Genomic DNA, 19,599 nt, shown 5'->3' with positions numbered 1-19,599 from the left:
GGGCGTAGACTACGCCCGGTTTGCACAGCCCGACTTCGCCTGGCCGGGGGCGTCCCGCCAGGTTCCTTCCCACCCGAAAGGCCGCCCATGGAGCCTGACCCCATCCATCCCCCCACAACGCCGACCCCCGACCTGCCGCTCGCGGGGGTGCGGGTGGTGGACTTCACGCGGGTGCTGACCGGCCCCTACTGCACCATGCTGCTGGGCGACCTGGGGGCCGACGTGATCAAGGTCGAGCCGCCCGGCGGGGACGACACCCGTGCCTGGGGGCCACCCTTCCAGACTTCAGAGCCGGGGCAGACATCGGAGGCGGGGCGCGAGAGCACCTACTTCCTGAGCGTGAACCGCAACAAGCGCAGCGTGGTGCTGGACCTCAAGACGGGGGCCGGGCTGGCGGCGGCGCGGGCGCTGATCGCGGGGGCCGACCTTCTGGTGGAGAACTTCCGCCCCGGTACCTTCGCGCGCCTGGGCTTCGGCTGGGAGGCGCTGCACGCCGAGTTTCCCCGGCTGATCTACGCGGCCATCTCGGGATTCGGGCAGCAGGGGCCGTACCGCGACCGCGCCGGCTACGACGTGATCGCGCAGGGCATGGGCGGCCTGATGAGCTACAACGGCGAGGAGGGCCGCCCGCCCGTGCGGGTCGGGGTCGCCGTGGCGGACGTGTTCGCCGGGTCGCTGATCACGCAGGCCATCCTGGCGGCGCTGTACGCGCGGGAGCGCAGCGGGGTGGGCCGCCGGGTGGACGTGAACCTGCTCGAAGGCATCATCTCGCTGGGCACCAGCCAGATCAGCCGCTACCTCAACGCCGGGCAGATTCCGGGGCCGCAGGGCAACGACCATCCCAGCATCGTCCCCTACGGCACCTATCCCTGCGCGGACGGCCTGGTCAACGTGGCCGCGGGCAACGACAGCCTGTGGCGGCGCTTCTGCGCGGCGCTGGGCTTCGAGTCGCTGGGGAGCAACCCGCAGTACGCCACCAACGAGGGCCGGGTGCATCACCGCGAGCAGCTCAACGCCGAGCTGTATCCGGCCCTGCGTACCCACACCCGCGCCGAGGTGATGCGGCGGCTGGACGCGGCGGGTGTGCCCTGCGGCCCCGTCTACAACGTGCAGGAGGTCTTCGCGGACCCGCACGTGGTAGACCAGGGCATCGCCGTGACCGTGCCGCACGCATCACTGGGCCAGACCACCGTGACCGCCCCGCCCTGGAGCCTGGACGGCCAGCGCCCCCCGGTGCGCCGCGCCCCCCCGACCCTGGGACAGCACACGGACGAGGTGCTGTCTGAGCTGGGCCTGGCCGAATCCCACAAGGAGACCCCATGATCGACGAATTCGCCGTGTTCGACCTGCTGACCCCCGAGGAGCGCCTCATCCGCGAGAGCGTCCGCGCCTTTTGTGACAGCGAGCTGATGCCCCGCATCGCCGACTGGTGGGACAGCGGCGATCTGCCCGTGCGTGAGGTGATGCGCCAGTTCGGCCAGATGGGCCTGCTGGGGCCGACCACGCCCGAGGAGTACGGCGGGGCAGGCGTCAGCTACAGCGCCTACGGCGCGATGATGTACGAGCTGGAACGGGTGGACAGCGGCCTCAGAAGTGCCGCCAGCGTGCAGGGCAGCCTGGTGATGTTCCCGATCTACACCTACGGCAGCGAGGACCAGAAACGGAAGTACCTGCCCGGCCTGGCCTCCGGCGAGCTGATCGGCTGCTTCGGCCTCACCGAACCCGACGGCGGCTCCGACCCCGGCGCGATGCGCACCCGCGCCCGCAAGGACGGCGACAGCTACGTCCTGAACGGCAACAAGATGTGGATCACCAACAGCCCGGTCGCGGACATCGCCGTCGTCTGGGCCAAGGATGATGAGGGCGTGGTGCGCGGCTTTATCGTGCCCACCGACACGCCGGGGTTCAGCGCGCCCCAGATTCACCGCAAGATGAGCCTGCGCGCCTCGGTCACCGGGGAAATCGTGCTGGAAGACTGCCGCATTCCGGCCCAGAATCTGCTGCCCGGTTCGGGGGGCCTCAAGTCGCCCCTCTCCTGCCTGACCTCTGCCCGCTTCGGGATTGCCTGGGGGGCGATAGGGGCACTGGAGGCAGTGCTGCAAACGGCGCTGGACTACACCGGCAGCCGCACCACCTTCGGCAAACCCATCGCCGCGCGGCAACTGGTGCAGGACAAGCTGGTCCGGATGGCGACCGACCACTCCACCGGGCTGCTGCTGGCATGGCGGCTGGGGCAGCTCAAGGACAGCGGGAAGATGAACTACGCCCAGGTCAGCGTCGCCAAGCGCAACAACGTGCGGGTGGCGCTGGAGGGGGCACGGCTGGCCCGCGAGATGCTGGGCGGCAACGGCATCACCACCGAGTACCCGGTCATCCGCCACATGCTGAACCTCGAAACGGTGGACACCTACGAGGGCACCCACGACATTCACACCCTGATCGTGGGGCGGCACCTCACCGGGCAGAACGCGCTGGAGTAGGGACATGAGCGCGCGGGACGCCTCGCCTCCCCCGACATCAGCAGGCCACGCTGCTCGCTGTAGCGGAGGGCGGGAGTCTGGGCTATGTGCTGAAGGGGAGCGCCTACAGGGCTGCTCTGGCTGGAAAGCGGGCCGAATCAGGCCGGGGAGGTGCGTGGGGGTGCTTCCACGCGACGGCGCTGGAGCGGCTGGACCCTCGCCGTTCAGTCGCTCACCTTGTGCCGGGCTGCGAGTCCATCCCACGGCGGGCCATGCTTTAAGCGCGTGTTTCAAAAGGTCCCAAGCGCGCTGGGAGGTTGTGCCCGCTCCCCTCTCTCCTGCGAAACTGCACCCGTCCCACTCTCCTCCGTAAGGGGGAATTCGTAGAGCGGCTTGCAGAGGAAAAAAAGTGCGTCCCCATCACGTGTCTGAGAAGTTCCGCCCAACTTTCAAAACAGACCCTAAACAGCAATGAGCTGCTCCATCCAACCGGACAGAGCAGGAACAACAGCGGCAGAAACGGGTGGAACAGCTCTACAAAGCGATGCAGGAGAAGGGCTATGACGGAGGATGCGGAACCTATATACCCCCATACCACCCAAAGCATGAGAACCAAAATAAGGACCTTCAACTTGGCCCTCATTCGGCAACAGGTGTCTTTTCATAGATTGAACCTGGGTAGCTGAAATGCAATTGCTATCCAAGGGGCAACGAAACCTCGTTCCGTATACGGGCACCTGGAACGGGTGGAGCCAGTGGTGCGACCGACTTGGGACATGCGAACACGGCGTGTCGGCAACTTTTCTTACCGTTAGGGCAGCAGCCCCCACAGCTTCCTGGTGGGCGCGGCACCGCTGACCTATAACCGGTTTCCAGCAGGAGGTGGTGCATTGCTCCGGGTTCTTTTTCTGGCCCCAGCAGGCCCGTTTTGAACCTATCCCTCTCCCCGAATCCACACCTGTTCTGCCCTGCCTTCCCCTGGAAGTAGGCAGCAGTTCAGTTTATCCCCTCTGGCTGTGCGTCGTCTCTGCCATGTCTTCTCACACCCTCAAGGAGAACGCCATGATCTCGATGCTTTCCCGGAATGGCCGCCTTGCCGCCGCCACGCTGCTGACCGTCACCCTGCTGGCCAGTTGCAGCGGGCAAAACCCTGCGCTCAACCCCAATCCTGGCCCTGGGGGTCAGCCCGGCGTCACGGACACTGTCAAACCCACCCTGCAACTCACCTCTCCGCTGGAGGGCAGCAGCGCCACCGGCAGCCTGCTGCTACAGGGCCGGGTCAGTGACAACGTGGGCCTGAGCCGCCTCACCTACCGCCTGGGGAACGGCAACGAGCAGACGTTGACCCTGCCCGCCGACGGCAACATCAGCCAGAGCCTCTGCCTTTGCGGCGTGAAGGCCGGGACGTACACCCTGACCGTCACGGCCTATGACGCGGCGGGCAACAGCACCTCCGTCACGCGGACCGTCACCATCAACGGGAACGGGGGAACGGGCCAGCCCGGCGACACCGTCGCCCCGACCCTGACGCTCACTTCCCCCATCAATGGTGCCACCACGGCCAACCCCGTGCGTCTGACGGGCACCGCCAGCGACAACCAGAGCGTGGCCCGCATCACCTACACGCTCGATGGGGCCGCCGAGCGTGATCTGGACGTGACGCCCGGCACCACCGTCAACCTCGACGCCACCCTGCCGGCTTTGCCCGCCGGGGCACATACGCTGGTCGTCCGGGCCTACGACGCGGCGGGGAACACCTCGAACGCTGTCAGCACGACCATCACCGTCACCGCCGGAGGCGGCACAGGCCAGCCCGGCGACACCGTGGCCCCGACCCTGACGCTCACTTCTCCCGCCAACGGGGCCACCACGGCCAACCCCGTGCGCGTGACCGGCACCGCCAGTGACAACCAGGGCGTCACCCGCGTGACCTACGCCCTCGACAACGGCCCCGAAGTCAATGCACCCTTCAGCGCCGGGACATCGGCCAACCTCGACTTTACCCTGCCGGACCTGGGTGCCGGGCAGCACACCATCACCGTGAAGGCCTATGACGCGGCGGGCAACAGCAGCACCGCGGCCCGCACCATCACCGTCACTGCCGGAGGCGGCACAGGTCAACCCGGCGACACCGTGGCCCCGACCCTGACGCTCACTTCCCCCGTCAACGGCACTACCACGGCCAACCCTGTACGCCTGACCGGCACCGCCAGCGACAACCAGGGTGTTACCCGCGTCACCTACACCCTCGACAACGGCCCTGAGGTCAATGCGCCCCTCACCGCCGGAGCGTCGGTCAACTTCGACTTTGCCCTGCCGGACCTGGGGGCTGGACAGCACACCATCACCGTGAAGGCCTACGACGCGGCAGGGAACGCCTCGAACGCCGTCAGCACGACCATCACCGTCACTGCTGGAGGCGGCACAGGTCAGCCCGGTGACACCGTCGCCCCGACTCTGACGCTCACTTCTCCCGCCAATGGGGCCACCACGGCCAACCCTGTGCGTGCGACCGGCAGCGCCAGCGACAATCAGGGCGTCACCCGTGTGACCTACACCCTCGACAACGGCCCCGAGGTCAATGCGCCCCTCACTGCCGGAGCCTCGGTCAACTTCGACTTTGCCCTGCCGGACCTGAGTGCCGGGCAACACACGCTGGTCGTCCGGGCCTACGACGCGGCGGGGAACGCCTCGAACGCCGCCAGCACGACCTTCACCGTCACTGCCGGAGGCGGCACAGGCCAGCCCGGCGACACCGTGGCCCCGACCCTGACGCTCACTTCCCCCGTCAACGGTGCCACCACGACCAACCCCGTACGCCTGACCGGCACCGCCAGCGACAATCAGGGCGTCACCCGCGTGACCTACACCCTCGACAACGGCACGCCCACCGACCTGGCTATCACCCCCGGTCAGACGGTCAATCTGGACACCACCCTGCCGACTTTGCCTGCCGGGGCACACACGCTGGTCGTCCGGGCCTACGACGCGGCGGGGAACGCCTCGAACGCCGTCAACGTCAGCATCACCGTGAGTGGCGAGCAGACCGCGCAACCCCGGCCCCTGGTGGGCAGCGGGTACACCGTGAACTCGGGCCGGAGTGAGCTGTGCCTGCTGTGCTCGGTGGACAACGCCCTGAATGTCGTGAACGGCGACCTCACGGACGAGGCGTCGATGAAGGTCACGGTGGGTGCGCTGAGCTACACCTACCTGCGTGTCATCGGCACGGCACCGCAGGCGGCAGGCAGCCGCGTGGGCTTTGTCGTCCGCCGCCCCGGCAGCCTGCTGGATGCCGGAGTGCTGTCTGGCCTCACCCTGGTGACGCTGCTGAACGGTCAGGTGCAGGAAACGCGCAGCGGGGGCGACCTGCTGGACCTGGCGCTGCTCGCGCCGGGCAGTGACGTGCAGACCGTCAGTTTCCAGACGAGCAAGGCGTTCGACAGCGTGGAGCTGCGTTTCGGCGGGGTCGTGGGAGCACTTTCGGAGCTGCGCGTGCGTTACGCCTTCGTGCAGTAGTCCTGGCCCCTCAGATAACGTAACGTCCGGCACTCTGCCCTGCCCCGGCAACCGCTTCTGGTCCGGGGCAGGGTTTGCTCTGGCCCCTCACCACCACCCCCGGCGCTTGAAATAGGCGGCCAGCAGCCCCCCGATCAGCAGGAAACTCGCCCAGGCGAAGGCGTAGCCGAAGCGGGTGTGCAGTTCGGGCATGTGCTGGAAGTTCATGCCCCACACGCCCGCCAGGAAGGTCAGCGGCAAAAAGATCACGCTGACGGCGGTCAGGGTCCGCATCACCTCGTTCATGCGCTGGCTTTGCAGGTTCAGGTGCAGGTCGAGCAGGCTGGTCAGGAAGTCGCGCAGCCCGTCCAGGCGGCTGCTGACGCGCGTGAAGGAGTCCAGCACGTCGCGGTAGCGGACCAGCTCGGCCGTGGTGCCGCCGGCGTGGCGGACCAGCAGCGTCACCGCCTCCCGCGCGTCGGTGCTGAGGCGGCGGCCCTGCGCCAGCACATGCTTGAGCGCGAACACCTCCGCGACCGGATTGCGGCGGCCGTCGGTAAAGACGCGCTCCTCCAGCGCCTCCACCCGGCCCTCCAGCGCGTCGGCCAGGGTGAAGAAGGTGTCGGCGGTCTGGTCCAGCAGCTCATACCCGATCTCGGAGGCGGTGTTCACGCTCTCACGGCCTACCAGCCCCCAGACCGCCTCCAGTGCCCGCGTGCCCGCACTGCTGAGGGTCAGAACGGCGTCGGGGTAAAGAAAGAGGCTCAGGCGCTCGGTGAACTCGTCGGCGTCGGCGGGGCGGGCAAAGGAGCGGATGGTGACGAAGGCGTGTTCGGGGTAGACCTCCGCGCGGCTCCAGTGGCCCTGCTCCAGCGCGTCCTCCAGCGCCAGGCGGTTGAGCGGAAAGGCGGCCTGCAAGCGGGCCAGCTCCTCCGGCGTGGCCCCCTGCGCGTCCACCCACACGCCCTGGGTCTGCCCGGTCCAGTCGAGGGGCGTGCCGGTGAAGGTCTGGGCGCGAATCATCCCGGACAGGGTACGCCGTGCGCGGTACGCAGGACGCGGTTTGATTCTTTTCACCGCGTACCGCGCCCTGCAAACCGCGTACTCTATCCCCCGTGAACGCATGGCTCTGGGTGATGGCAGGCGGCGCGGTGGGCGCGGCGGCGCGTTATGGCGTCACGCTCCTGCTCACGCCGCTGGTGGCCCGGACGGGACTTCCGCTCGCCGTGCTGGGCATCAACGTGCTGGGGTCGTTTCTGCTGGGGCTGACGCTGGCGCGGGTGGGGCGGGGGCTGTGGCCGGAAGCGGCGCGGCTGGCCTTCGGAACCGGGGTGCTGGGAGCCTTCACCACCTTTTCCACCTTCAGCGTGGAGGTGGACGGCCTGCTGATGCGGGGAGCGGGTGGGGCAGCGGTGCTGTACGCCCTCCTCAGCGTGGGCCTGGGTGTGCTGGCCGCCGTCCTGGGGCGGGAGTTGGGGGCGCGGCTATGACGGGCGGGCGCAGGCGCAAGAAGGCCGAGGCCACCCGCCCGCCCGAGCAGTTCCTCGACCTGGCCGACGTGCTGGTCTACGTGGGCCAGGTTATCGCGCGGGGCGTGCCGGGGGCGGTGTGGGTGCGGGCCGAGATCGCCAGCCTGACCGACCGCCGCCACCTCTACCTCGACCTCGTGCAACTGGAGGACGGCGCGGAGGTCGCCAAGTGCCGCGCCACGGTCTGGGCGCGCGAGCGTTACGCCCTGGAGGGCAAGTTCCGCCGCGCAACGGGCGGCACCCTCACGGCGGGCCTCAAGGTGCTGCTGTTCTGCACGGCGGAGTTTCACCCGCAGTACGGCTTCTCTCTGAACGTGCTGGATGTGTCCCCCGAGTTCACCCTGGGGGACGCGGCCCTGCGGCTGGACACCCTGCGCGAGACGCTGGTGGCCGAGGGCGTGTACGGCCTGAACCGCGCCCTACCCGCGCCCACCGACTACGCCCGCGTGGCCGTCATCAGCCCGGCGGAGGCGGCGGGCCTGGGCGATTTCCGCCGCGAGACGGACGCGCTGGAGGCCGCCGGGGCCGTGCAGTTCCTGTACCTGGAGGCCACCTTCCAGGGCCGCGAGGCCTCCGCGAGCCTCACGCGGGCCATCTCACAGGCGCGGGAGGCGCACGAGGAGGAACCGCTCGACGCGCTGGTGGTCATCCGGGGGGGCGGCGCGGTGACGGACCTCGCCTGGCTGAACGACCTGGCGGTGGCCCGCGCGCTGGCGACCTTTCCCGCACCCGTCATCACCGGGCTGGGCCACGCCCGCGACGACACCCTTCCCGACGAGGTGGCCTGCATCCGCACCGACACGCCCAGCAAAGCAGCGGGCCTGATTGTCCGCACCGTGGCCGCCGCCGCCGCACAGGCCCAAGAGGATGCCCGCACCATCCGCGCCCACGCCCGCGACGTGCTGGTGAACGCCGACGCGGGCGTGGGCTGGCTGCAAGACCGCCTGCACCGCGCCGCCCTCCGAAGCGCCGATGCGGCCCAGGCCCAGACCGACGCGCTGATGCGCCAGGCCCTGGGCCTCACGCCCGAGCGGACCCTGGCACGCGGCTACGCCCTGGTGCGCGACGAACGCGGCCAGCCCGTCACCCGCGCCGCGCAGGTGCAGCCGGGGCAAGCGCTCACCCTGACGTTCGGGGACGGCCCGGTGGGGGTGCGGGCAGAGGACGGCTCGGGGGACTGAGCCTCGGGCCTACTTCCGCGTGACGCGGCACTCGCCCGCCGCCTTGATCAGCGCCTGGAGAGCCGTGAGGTTCGATTTGCCCTCCACTTGGCCCGCCAGCTCGATCAGTTCGGGGAGGGTCTGCCGCAGCAGAAAGCCTTCGGCACTGCGCCAGCCGGGGCCGCTGGGCTGGGCAAAACAGCCCAGGATCTTCCCTTCCGTGAGGCTGGTTTCCAGCTCGGCCCCCTCCAGCACGACCAGAAAGTCCTGCTCGGTGTCGATGGTGACCCGTGCCGAGCTGCTGGTCTTCCCGTCGGCCCGGTAGCTCCAGTCGCCGTCCTCGTCGCGTTTGCCCGCATCGCGCAGGGTAACGGTCTGCGACACGGCCTGACCGTCACGGGTGGTGCCAGTGAGGAGGAACTGGTCGCCCACGGCCAGTGGACTGCGGGAGGCGGCCATCGGTGCACAGGAAGCCAGGAGAAGCAACGGGAGGAGCAGGAGGTTCTTCATGCGCCGCTCACACTACACACTTTTAGGGTTGTGGCGGCCGGGCGGCGGCATCACCGGGTGAAGGATGGAGCAGACCGGCCCAAGTCATCAGGAATTTCACACGTGCAGGACGTTACTCTGGGACTTGACTTCCTGTGGAGTCTGCTATTTTTAGGGGAGCAATTCACTTGCCCACTCGCGTTCCCGTCAACGGCGGGACGCTCTCAATGGAGGACCCCGCATGAAAGCAATGCGTTACATCATCACCCGCCCCTGCCTTCAGGAAGGCAGCCTGCGTCTTCTGAAGTACCTGGACGGCACCTTTCCCGAGAGTGGTTCCGCCCAGTTCGTGGATGACCGGGGCCGCGAGTACACCGTGCAGGTGGACCGCGCGGCGGGGCGCGTGCGGGGCCTGCATAACCTGTACCGCGACGGGAATCTGGGCGTGAACGACGTGCTGATGCTCCTGCCGCTGGAGGCGGGCCGCTATCAGGTGGAGGCCATCGTGAAGCCCCACGCGGCCCCCCTGCCCCCCTCGCGGACCGCCAGTGAAGCGGCTCCGGAGGCCCGGCGCGTGGTCGTGACGGCCACGCCGCATGTCCGGGAAGTGCGGCTGGAACAGGTGCGCCCCGAAGCCGCCCGCACCGCGCCCGAGCGGGAAGCGGCCACCGGTGAGGTGTCCACTCCCAGTGTGCGAGCCACCACGACGCCCACACCCGCCGACGGGGGCAGGACACCGCTGGTCCCGGTGTCGCCTGCACCCCGCACCGAACCCCAGCCGATACAGCCGGTCGCCCAGCCTGCCCTTTCCCGCGCGGAGGCCAGGCCCGCACCCAGCGCGGCGGCCCCCCTCCCCACCCGGCTGGAGGATCAACTCGCCGAACTCGCCCGGCTGACCGGCTACCGCCTGACCTTCCCGGCTCCCGGCCTCGCGCGGCTGGCCGCCGAGCTGGGCGCGCACGGCTATACGGTGCAGCTCGCCCTCGCGCCCGAGGCGGCGCGCGCCTCCTCCTGGCGCGAGGGGGCCGACTACGCCCTGCTGCTGACCGACGAGGCCGAGCGGCCCCAGGGCGCGGCCCGCCTGACCCGCGAGGCGCTGGTGGCCCTGCTGGAACACGCCCGCCTGGCCCCGCTCTCCCCGATGGACCTGCGCGGCTACTGGAAGGCCGGCAACCTCGATCTGGACACGGTGGCGAGCATCTCGGAGCTGGTGGGCGCGTACCTGGCGCAGCGCGGGGCCTTTTCCTTCGTGCTCCTGACGCTGGCGGCCCAGCCCGCACACAGCCTGGTCGACATGTCGCGGCTGGCCGAGCGCCTGGGCAGCGGCGTGAACACCGCCGAGCTGCACAGCATCCTCGACACCCTGACCCGCGCGCCCTTCCTGGCCCTGACGCCCCTGCCCGGCGGCCAGTACCTGCTGCGCGGCGATGTCCGCGACCTGCTGGCCGACCTGGCCGAGTACGCCGACGGCGTGCGCCGCCGCGTGCGCCCGGCAGCCCAGACGACCACAACGGCAACGGCGCTGGCCTAGGGCGGCGCTCCGTTACGTTGCTGCGTGTTCTGGGCAGCAACGTAACGGAGCGCCGCCCTTATCACGGTTTCTCACTTCGTTCGGCCCAGAAAGGTTCGGCAACCTTTCTGGGCACCGCCCTGAAGCAAGCCAAAAAGGGGAAGGCCGCAGCGGTCTTCCCCCGGCTCCAGTTCGGGGGAGGTCACATCCCCTTGTCGTCCGTCCCCGTCGTCCCGAAGGTGGTGTCGGTTGAGGTGCCGTCGTTCGTCTCGCCGGGGGGCTTGGGAATCCCCCGGTCCACCCGGTCGGACGGGCGGCGGGGGCTGTCGGTCACGTTGGGCGTGTCGGTAAAGCCCGTCTCGGACTCGCCGGTCCACTCCGAGCGGCCCGACATGCCGTTGCCGGCGTCGGCGGGCAGGCCGCCCTGTTCGGTCTGGTCCGGCTGGCGTTGGTTGCGGCGGGAATCGTCAGAAGTCATGTGTCCTCCTGGGGCGGTGTCCAGAAAGGTTCGATAACCTTTCTGGGCCGAACGAAGTGAGAAACCGTGATAAAGGCGGCATGAAGTGGAGTTGCTGCCCAGAACACGCAGCAATGTAACGGAGCGCCGCCCTGTGGGGTGAAGGCCCGCGCTGAACACGGGGTCTAATCCCATGTTCAGCGCGGGGCGAGAAGCTTTTCAGCGGTTCAGGCGTGAGGGCAGTTCCTCAGCGCTTGCTGCTGCCGCTGCTCTGGCTGTTGTCGGTGCTGGTGCCGGAGGTGCTGCTGCTCCCCGCGCTGCCGGTGCCGCCCATGCCGGTGCTGCCCATCCCGCTGGTGCCGCCACTGGTGCTGCCGGTGCCCATGCTGGACGTGCCGGAGCCGCTGGTGCTGCTGCCACTCATCCCGCTGCTGCTGGATTGGCTGGTGCTGCCCATCCCGCTGCCCATGCCGCCCTGCTGCTGCACGCGGAGTTGGTTGTGGACATCCTTCACACCGCGCAGGTGCTCCACACATTCCTCGGCGCGGCGCTTTTGCTGGCGGTCAGACACGGTGCCGGTCAGGGTGACTTCCCCGTTCTGCACCTGCACGTCGATGTCGCTGGCATCCACGTCGTGCGAGTCTTCCAGCGCGTCGTTCACCTGCTCCTTGATGCGGTCGTCGCTGCGCTGGTAGCCCCTGGGACCCCGGCCCTGATGGCTCTGCATGCCGCCCATCCCGCCGGACTGGCCCTGACCATAGCTCTGGCCGTAGCTGGAGCCACCGCCCATACCCGAGCCGTAGCTCTGGCTGGAGTTGGACTGGCTGCCGTACTGGCCGCCCTGCATACCGCCCATCCCGCCGGACATGCCGCCCATGCCCGAGCCGTAGCTCTGACCGTAGCCGCCCTGCTGCCCGGACATCTGGCCGTAGTCCTGGCCATACATTCGGCCCGAGCCGCCGTAGCTCTGGCCCATGCCCCCCTGGCTGCTCATGCCGCCGTAGCCCATCCCACCGCGGCTCTCAGAGCCGTAGCCCATGCTGCCCTGGCTGGAGCTGCCGCCGTAGCCCTGCTGGCTGCGGCCCTGGCCCCAGCGGTCATCGTCGGAGTTGCTGTAGCCCTGGCTGCCCCAGCCCCAGTCGCGGCCGTAGGAACCGCTGCGGCCCTGGTCCATGCCGGACCCCATGCTGCGGTCGCGGTCATAGCTACCCTGGCCGCCGTAGCTCTGACCCATTCCGCCCTGGCCCATGCTGCCCTGGCCGGAGTTGCCACCGTAGCTCTGGCCCATGCCGGAACGGTCGCCGTAGCGGTCGTCGCCCATGCCACCGTAGGAGCCGCGGCCCATGCCGTAGCCCTGGCCCATACCCGAGCGGTCGCGGTAGCGGTCGTCGCTGTAGCGGTCGTCGTCGCGGCCCCGGAACATGTCGCCCACGCGGTCCATCATTCCGCCGATGCCCCCGCGGCGGTCGTCGCGGGTCATATCACGGTCGTCATAGCGGTCATCACGGTAACGGGTCATGTGCTCCTCCAAGTGGTGTGGGAGTGCCGCCACCTGGACCCTCCAGGCGTTACAGCTCCTCCACTGGTGTTGCTTTCCTAGTCATATCCGTCTAGACACCTGACTGGGATGACAGTCGCTTTAAGGGGCCGGCACTGGACCACTCATGAACCTTCGGTGACGGGACGGGAAGAGGTCTGCCCGGTGCAGCTCCCCCTCACCCTGCCTTTCCCGGACGGACCGTGGCAGGAGATGAGAAAAGAGCTGTCCCGGCAGCCGAGGAGCGGGGTCTGTGACTGCACCGGAGACAACAGCAGGCGGGCACGGACCGCAGTCGGGGACCAGGGTGAGGGGTATGCTGGAGGGCGTTATGACGCAGTCGCAGACCATCATGTCCGGCGGGAACGCGGCCTTTATCGAGGGGCTGTACGAGGCATACCTGGCCGACCCTGGAAGCGTGGACGCCGAGTGGCGCGCGTACTTCGACGAGTTGCGCGGTGAGGCGCGCGAGACGGCCCACTCCGCCGTGCAGCAGGCCTTTTATGAGCTGGGCACCCAGCGGCGCGGCGGAGCGGTCGTGCCGGTGCCCGAGGGTGTCAGCGGCGCGCAGCAGGCGGCGGGCGCGCTGGTCACGGCCTACCGCGTGTACGGCCACATCAGCGCCCGGACCAACCCGCTCAAGATGCGCGGCCTGCCGGTGGTGCCCGAACTCACGCCCGAGTTCTACGGCCTCTCGGAGGCGGACCTGAATGAGCACGTGCAGGAAGGCTCGTTCAGCGGCACCCTGCGCGAGGTGATCGCCCAGCTTCAGGAGACGTACTGCGGGGCCATCGGCTTCGAGTTCAACTATCTCCCGGCCACCGAGCGCCGCTGGTTCCAGGAGCGCATCGAGCCGACGCGCGGGCGCGGCACGTACAGCCCGGAAGAGCGCCGCCGCTTCATGCACAAGCTCAACGCCGCCGAGGGGCTGGAGCGTTACCTGCACATCAAGTACGTGGGCCAGAAGCGCTTCTCGCTGGAGGGCAGCGAGAGCTTTATCCCGCTGCTCGACCGCATCATTCAGCAGGCGGGCCGGTACGGCGTCAAGGAAACCGTCATCGGGATGGCGCACCGTGGCCGCCTGAACGTGCTGGTCAACATCTTCGGCAAGAAGCCCTCCGACCTCTTCGCGGAGTTCGAGGGCAAGAAGAAGATCAGCGACAACCCCGACATCGCGGGCGACGTGAAGTACCACATGGGCTTTTCCAGCGACGTGCGCACCCCCGGCGGGCCGATGCACCTCGCGCTGGCCTTTAACCCCTCGCACCTGGAAATCGTCAGCCCGGTGGTCCACGGCAGCGTGCGCGCCCGCCAGGACCGCCGCGGCGACACCGAGCGCAAGCAGGTGCTGCCGATCACGATCCACGGCGACGCCGCCGTCAGCGGGCAGGGCGTGGTGATGGAGACGCTGAACCTCTCGCGCCTGCGCGGCTTCACGACGGGCGGGGCGGTGCGCATCGTCATCAACAACCAGATCGGCTTTACGATCAGCGACCCGCGCGACACCCGTTCCAGCCGCTACTGCACCGATGTCGCCAAGATTGCCAACGCGCCCGTGCTGCACGTGAACGGCGACGACCCGGAGGCGGTGGCGTTCTGCGGCGACCTGGCGCTGGAGTACCGCCAGACCTTCGGCAAGGACGTGTTCATCGACCTGATCACCTTCCGCCGCCACGGCCACAACGAGGCCGACGACCCCACCATGACCCAGCCGATCATGTACCGCGAGATCAAGGGGCACCCCGGCACCCGCGCCCTGTACGCGCAGGCGCTGGAGGGGGCGGGCGTGCTGAAGCCGGGCGAGGGGGAAGAACTGGTCGAGCGTTACCGCGACCGGCTCGACGCCGGGGACGCGGTGGTCGAGGAGATCGAGAACCTGGAACAGAGCAAGCTCGCCGCCGACTGGAGCGAGTACGCGGGCACCCACTGGACCGAGGACACACCCACCGCCGTGCCCCAGGCAGAACTCACCGAATTGGGCCTGAAGCTGGCCGGGGTGCCGACAGGGTTCACGCCCCACCGCGGCGTGAAGCGCGTGCTGGACGCCCGCCGGGCGATGGCGCAGGGCGAGCAGCCGCTCGACTGGGGCATGGGCGAGATGCTGGCCTACGCGACGCTGCTGGTGGAGGGGTACAACGTGCGCCTGGACGGCCAGGACTCGGGGCGCGGGACCTTCGTTCACCGCCACGCCGTGCTGCACGACCAGAGCGCGCAGGACCCCATGAACGAGGAGTACCTCGGCCTGGCGCACCTGTCGCCCGAGCAGGGCCGCGTCGAGATCGTGGATTCCACCCTCTCGGAGGAGGCGGTGCTGGCCTTCGAGTACGGCTACTCGACCTCCGAACCCAAGGCGCTGGTGGCCTGGGAAGCGCAGTTCGGGGACTTCGCCAACGGCGCGCAGGCGGTCATCGACCAGTTCCTCAGCGCGGGCGAGAGCAAGTGGCAGCGCCTCAGTGGCCTGACCATGCTGTTGCCCCACGGCTACGAGGGGGCGGGGCCGGAACACTCCAGCGCCCGCCTGGAGCGCTACCTGCAACTGTGCGCCCAGAAGAACATGCAGGTGGTGGTACCCAGCAGCGCCGCGCAGATCTTCCACCTGCTACGCCGCCAGGTGCTGCGCCCCTACCGCAAGCCCCTCATCGTGGCGACGCCTAAGAGCCTCCTGCGCAACAAGCTCGCCATGAGTCCGCTCTCCGAACTGGCCGAGGGCCGCTTTCAGGAAGTCATCGGCGACGACACCGTGCAGAACGCCCGCCGCGTGGTGATCAGCTCGGGCAAGCTGCACTGGGAACTGTTCGAGGCGCGCGACGCCGACAAGGAAGGCTACGCGGGCACGGCCCTGATTCGCCTGGAGCAGCTCTACCCCTTCCCGACGGAGGCCCTGAGGGCCGAACTGGCGAAGCACCCCGGCGCGCAGGTCGTGTGGGCGCAGGAGGAGCCGGAGAACCAGGGCGCGTGGCTGATGATCTGGGAAGACCTGGAAAAGGCGCTGGAAGCGGACCAGACCCTCACCCACGCCAGCCGCCCGCGCGCGGCCAGCACCGCCGCCGGGTATGCCAGCGTTCATACGCTGGAGCAGGCCCAGGTGATCGCCGCCGCGCTGGGCGAGCCGGTCACCCGCAAAGACATCGAGGCCCAGGTGCCGCTCACCGAGGAAGCCAAGGCGCAGGGGTAAGGCCGCCCAGGGGTCGAGAGGTCGGGGGTCGAGAAGGTTCCTCGACCTCTCGACTTCTGGACTTTTTGACCCCAGTCGGCGTCACCGCGTCAGTCACGCCCCGGCAGGGGTATAAAGGAGCACGTTATGGCCGAAATCAAGGTTCCCGTATTTTCCGAGTCGGTAAGCGAGGGCACGCTGCTGACCTGGCACAAGCAGCCCGGCGACGCCGTGAAGCGTGGCGAGGTCATCGCGGAGATCGAGACCGACAAGGTGGTGCTGGAAGTCACCGCCCAGCAGGACGGCGTTCTCCAGAGCATCGCCAAGCAGGAGGGCGACACCGTGCTGAGCGAGGAGGTGCTGGGCACCATCGGGGAGGCGGGCAGCGCCCCCACCGCGCAGGCGGCCAGCACGCCCGCCCCGGCTGCCGATCAGGCCAGTGGCCCGGTGGCGAATGAGGCGAGCGCGGGCGGCACGGCCACCCAGCCCGACAGTCAGGGCGATCAGCCCGCCGCGGCCCGCCGCGAGGACCTCTCGCCCGCCGTGCGCAAGCTCGTCACGGAACAGGGCCTCGACCCCGCGCAGATTCCCGCGACCGGACCGAAGGGCCACATCACCAAGGCGGACGCGGTGGCGGCGGCCCAGGGTGGCCTGACGTACCAGGGGCCGCAGTCGGCGGCGGAGCCGGTAAGCCTTCAGGGTGCGGCCAGCGGCCAGCAGCCAGCGGCCAGTCAGGCCCAGGCGGCAGCGCCTGCCCCCGCGGTGCAGGTGCCCCAGGGGGCGCGGCCCGAGCAGCGCGTCCCGATGACCCGCATCCGCCAGCGCATCGCCGAGCGCCTCAAGGACGTGCAGAACACCGCCGCCCTGCTGACCACCTTCAACGAGGTCAACATGAAGCCGGCGATGGACCTGCGCAAGAAGTACCAGGACCAGTTCGTCGCCAAGCACGGCGTGAAGCTGGGCTTCATGAGCCTGTTCGTGCGGGCGGCGACCGAGGCCCTCAAGCAGTTCCCGATCGTCAACGCCAGCGTCGAGGGCAAGGACATCATCTACCACGGCTACTACGACATCGGCATCGCCGTGGCCTCCGAGCGCGGGCTGGTCGTGCCCATCCTGCGCGACACCGACCAGATGAGCCTGGCCGACATCGAGAAGAAGATCGCCGAGTTCGCCCAGAAGGCGCGCGGCGGCAAGCTCACGCTGGAGGACATGAGCGGCGGCACCTTCTCGATCACCAACGGCGGCACCTTCGGCTCGATGATGAGCACGCCCATCATCAACGCGCCGCAGAGCGCCATTCTGGGGATGCACAACATCATCGAGCGGCCCATCGCCCAGAACGGGCAGGTCGTGATCGCCCCGATGATGTACCTCGCCGTCAGCTACGACCACCGCATCATCGACGGCAAGGAAGCCGTGCAGTTCCTGGTCACGATCAAGAACCTGCTGGAAGACCCGGCGCGGATGCTGCTGGAGGTCTGATGCTACCCGTCAAGGGCGAGCAGAGCGAGTAGGCACAAGAGGCGTGGGCCGCCCCGCGCCTCCTCTCAGCAGTTAGTCGTCAGCGGTCAGCTTTCCCGGAAGGGGGCTGGCCGCTTTTGGGTTGCCGGGCTTGGGAGCATGGGCTACGCGCTTCGGCAGACGTGCCGCACCTTGTCTGCCAGTTAGCGTGGGGCATGGCGAACGTCTTGCACCTGATGAACGCGGGGGGCTTCCTCTCCCCTGCCCTGGCGGATGAGGTGCGGGAGGTGGCGGGCGCAGCCCTCACCCGGCACGCGGCGCGGCTGGGGCTGGATGGGGTGGATGTGGCCGTGTACGTGACGCCGTGGACACTGCCGGAAACAGGTGTGGGAGGGTATGCGCCGCTCCCACACTGGATACAGATCACGCTGACCCCCGACAACCCGAATTTTGCGGCCCACTGGCGGCGCGAAGTTCCCGCCACACTCGCCCACGAACTGCACCACGCGCGGCGCTGGCGGGAGCCGGGGTACGGCCAGACGCTGCTTGAAGCCCTGGTGTCGGAGGGGCTGGCGCAGCACTATGAGGCGGGAGAGCGGGATGCCCCGCCCCCTTACGCCCACATCACGGCGGACCTGGAGCCGCTCTGGGAGCGGGCACAGGCCGAGCTGGACGCTCCCAGCTACAGCCACCCCGCCTGGTTCTATGGCTCAGAGACGGTGGGCCTTCCCCGTTGGGCCGGCTACGCGCTGGGCCACGAACTCGTCCGCCGCTTTCTGGGCGCGGAAGGTGGCGACGCCCTGACCCGTGCCAACACCCCCGCCGAACGGTTCCGGGCGGCATGGGCCAGATAGACCCATCCTCTACGGGCCACAAGCCACGAAAGACAGGCTCAAATCTCCTGCAAGGGCACCTGCGCCAGCCACTCCGGCACCTCGTCCGGCGCGTAGGTGTCGAAGGTCAGGCGGGTCAGGCTGACGAGCGGATACCCCTCCAGCGGCCCTTCCTCTTTCCGGCGGTCCACGATGCAGGCCACAGCCACACACCTGCCGCCCAGGGCCTCCACCGCGCGAACAGCCTTCAGGACGCTGCCCCCGGTGGTCAGCACGTCCTCGACGGCGATGAAGGGTTCGCCGGGCCGGATGGTGAACGCCTCGCGGACCTTCATGCCGCCCTGGCCGTCCTTTTCGGCAAAGATGGCGCGGGTTCCGTAGTGGCGGGCCACCTCGTAGGCCAGCACCACGCCGCCCATCGCGGGGCCGACGAGCAGGTCGGCCTGGATGCCTTCCTCGCGCAGCTTTTCTGCCAGGGCCTGCCCGATTTGCTCGGTCAGGTGGGGGTATTGCAGCAGGGTGGTGGATTGCAGGAACTTGGGCGAGTGGCGACCCGAGGCGAGCAGAAAATGCCCCTCGTGGTACGCGCCTGCTTCCCGGTACAGCGCCAGAACGTCCATGCGGCGAGTATCGCATTCTGCACGGGCGGCGGCGTGCATGATGGGAGGCCAATGGGGCAGAGCCTTCAGCCGTCAGCGTTCAGCCATCAGCAGACTGGGGGCGGAAATCCATGAACCAGGCCTACGTGGACGCGAGCTGGCATGAATTGCCGGACGGGCACGGCGTGGGCGGCTGGGGGCTGGTGCTGCTGCTGCCCGGCGAGCTGCCCGCCCGCTATCAGGGCCAGATGGACGCGCCCGACAACAATGCCGCCGAGCTGCGCGCGGTGCTGGAGGCGGTGCGGCACGCCCCGGCAGGCGAACCGCTGGCCGTCTACACCGACAACCAGGCCGTGATTGCCTCGGTGGGGCGGGGGCGCGGCCCCTGGCTGCTCGCGGACCTGGCGCGCGAGGTGCAGGACGAGGTGGAGGCGCGGGGCGTGCCGCTGCGGGTGGACTACGTGCCCCGCACCCGGCGGCATATGCTGTCCGCCCACGAACTTGCCAACGCCGCGCGGCGCGGACAGGCCAGCACCGAGGCCCCCGGCCCCCATGCCGACGTGCTGATCGAGCAGCGCCCCGCCCTCCCCGAGGCGCGCGTCAGCCTGCGCCGCCACGGCGAGCGGGTCACGGCCCACGTGAACCTCGACCCCCTGTCGGACGTGCCCCCCAGCGCCCAGGCCCTGCTGGCCGCCGTCACCCTGGCCCGGCCCGGCGAGGTGCTGCTGGTGCGACGTGCCAGCAAGGTCGCCCAGGCGCTGTGGCAGCGGCCCGAGCGCGCTCTGCTGCCCGCCGCCCACGCCCAGCTCACCCAGGCCCGGCAAACAGCAGACGGGCTGGGCGTACAGGTGCAGTTCGGCTAGGTCTGAGTGATGGGCGATGAGTGATGAGGGCGGGGAGGGTGGTCCTGCTCATC

The 19,599-nt window shown here is 69.1% G+C and carries 15 protein-coding genes and 1 riboswitch; of the genes, 10 read left to right on the top strand and 5 right to left on the bottom strand.

Annotated elements, in window-relative coordinates:
• Positions 1-87 precede the first annotated feature (87 nt).
• The 3 genes from ABEA67_RS15345 to ABEA67_RS15335 all read left to right on the top strand — a co-directional run bounded on the left by ABEA67_RS15345 (position 88) and on the right by ABEA67_RS15335 (position 5,975).
• Positions 88-1,323, top strand: coding sequence for a CaiB/BaiF CoA transferase family protein (locus ABEA67_RS15345; protein ID WP_345466800.1), 1,236 nt, complete (start codon positions 88-90; stop codon positions 1,321-1,323).
• Positions 1,320-2,480: an acyl-CoA dehydrogenase family protein gene (locus tag ABEA67_RS15340; protein ID WP_345466799.1), complete on the top strand. Its 1,161-nt coding sequence runs from the start codon at positions 1,320-1,322 to the stop codon at positions 2,478-2,480. The genes ABEA67_RS15345 and ABEA67_RS15340 overlap by 4 nt, the downstream gene beginning before the upstream one ends.
• A gap of 673 nt (positions 2,481-3,153) precedes the next feature.
• Positions 3,154-3,238: riboswitch (cyclic di-GMP riboswitch) on the top strand.
• Between the two features lie 283 nt (positions 3,239-3,521).
• Positions 3,522-5,975 carry a beta strand repeat-containing protein gene (locus ABEA67_RS15335; RefSeq protein WP_345466798.1) on the top strand — a complete coding sequence of 818 codons (2,454 nt, stop codon included), beginning with the start codon at positions 3,522-3,524 and terminating at the stop codon, positions 5,973-5,975.
• Between the two features lie 87 nt (positions 5,976-6,062).
• On the opposite strand, the gene ABEA67_RS15330 is transcribed toward ABEA67_RS15335, so the two are convergent.
• Positions 6,063-6,977, bottom strand: a complete 915-nt coding sequence (locus ABEA67_RS15330) for a magnesium transporter CorA family protein (protein ID WP_345466797.1) — start codon at positions 6,975-6,977, stop codon at positions 6,063-6,065.
• A 113-nt stretch (positions 6,978-7,090) separates the two neighbouring features.
• On the opposite strand from ABEA67_RS15330, the gene crcB reads away from it, so the two are divergent.
• Positions 7,091-7,444 (top strand): fluoride efflux transporter CrcB, encoded by a 354-nt coding sequence (gene crcB, locus ABEA67_RS15325; protein ID WP_345466827.1) that lies wholly within the window; start codon positions 7,091-7,093, stop codon positions 7,442-7,444.
• Positions 7,441-8,664, top strand: a complete 1,224-nt coding sequence (gene xseA, locus ABEA67_RS15320) for an exodeoxyribonuclease VII large subunit (RefSeq protein ID WP_345466795.1) — start codon at positions 7,441-7,443, stop codon at positions 8,662-8,664. The genes crcB and xseA overlap by 4 nt, the downstream gene beginning before the upstream one ends.
• Positions 8,665-8,673: 9 nt before the next feature.
• Here the strand turns inward: xseA and ABEA67_RS15315 are convergent, their stop codons facing one another.
• Entirely contained in the window at positions 8,674-9,153 is a 480-nt protein-coding gene (locus ABEA67_RS15315; protein WP_345466793.1) for a hypothetical protein, read from the bottom strand.
• A gap of 220 nt (positions 9,154-9,373) precedes the next feature.
• On the opposite strand from ABEA67_RS15315, the gene ABEA67_RS15310 reads away from it, so the two are divergent.
• Positions 9,374-10,663 (top strand): hypothetical protein, encoded by a 1,290-nt coding sequence (locus ABEA67_RS15310; protein WP_425557208.1) that lies wholly within the window; start codon positions 9,374-9,376, stop codon positions 10,661-10,663.
• Between the two features lie 181 nt (positions 10,664-10,844).
• On the opposite strand, the gene ABEA67_RS15305 is transcribed toward ABEA67_RS15310, so the two are convergent.
• Together ABEA67_RS15305 and ABEA67_RS15300 are read right to left on the bottom strand one after the other, a co-directional pair.
• Positions 10,845-11,120 (bottom strand): hypothetical protein, encoded by a 276-nt coding sequence (locus tag ABEA67_RS15305; RefSeq protein ID WP_345466791.1) that lies wholly within the window; start codon positions 11,118-11,120, stop codon positions 10,845-10,847.
• A gap of 226 nt (positions 11,121-11,346) precedes the next feature.
• Positions 11,347-12,618: a BON domain-containing protein gene (locus ABEA67_RS15300; protein WP_345466787.1), complete on the bottom strand. Its 1,272-nt coding sequence runs from the start codon at positions 12,616-12,618 to the stop codon at positions 11,347-11,349.
• Between the two features lie 349 nt (positions 12,619-12,967).
• On the opposite strand from ABEA67_RS15300, the gene ABEA67_RS15295 reads away from it, so the two are divergent.
• The 3 genes from ABEA67_RS15295 to ABEA67_RS15285 all read left to right on the top strand — a co-directional run bounded on the left by ABEA67_RS15295 (position 12,968) and on the right by ABEA67_RS15285 (position 18,105).
• Positions 12,968-15,811, top strand: coding sequence for a 2-oxoglutarate dehydrogenase E1 component (locus ABEA67_RS15295; RefSeq protein ID WP_345466785.1), 2,844 nt, complete (start codon positions 12,968-12,970; stop codon positions 15,809-15,811).
• Positions 15,812-15,937: 126 nt separating this feature from the next.
• Entirely contained in the window at positions 15,938-17,272 is a 1,335-nt protein-coding gene (odhB, locus tag ABEA67_RS15290) for a 2-oxoglutarate dehydrogenase complex dihydrolipoyllysine-residue succinyltransferase (RefSeq protein WP_345466782.1), read from the top strand.
• Between the two features lie 194 nt (positions 17,273-17,466).
• The gene (locus ABEA67_RS15285; RefSeq protein WP_345466780.1) at positions 17,467-18,105 is read left to right on the top strand and encodes a DUF2268 domain-containing putative Zn-dependent protease; all 639 of its coding nucleotides are present in this window, start codon (positions 17,467-17,469) and stop codon (positions 18,103-18,105) included.
• A gap of 38 nt (positions 18,106-18,143) precedes the next feature.
• Here the strand turns inward: ABEA67_RS15285 and pyrE are convergent, their stop codons facing one another.
• A complete protein-coding gene (gene pyrE, locus ABEA67_RS15280; RefSeq protein ID WP_345466821.1) occupies positions 18,144-18,704 on the bottom strand; it encodes an orotate phosphoribosyltransferase in 561 nt (186 codons plus the stop codon).
• Positions 18,705-18,814: 110 nt separating this feature from the next.
• Here pyrE and ABEA67_RS15275 point away from each other — a divergent pair, with 110 nt between their 5' ends.
• Positions 18,815-19,546 (top strand): ribonuclease HI, encoded by a 732-nt coding sequence (locus ABEA67_RS15275; protein ID WP_345466778.1) that lies wholly within the window; start codon positions 18,815-18,817, stop codon positions 19,544-19,546.
• Positions 19,547-19,599 lie beyond the last annotated feature (53 nt).

The organism is Deinococcus carri (assembly GCF_039545055.1).
In the GTDB taxonomy this organism is placed as follows: Bacteria; Deinococcota; Deinococci; order Deinococcales; family Deinococcaceae; genus Deinococcus; species Deinococcus carri.
This window is presented reverse-complemented; position numbering and strand designations above follow the sequence as displayed.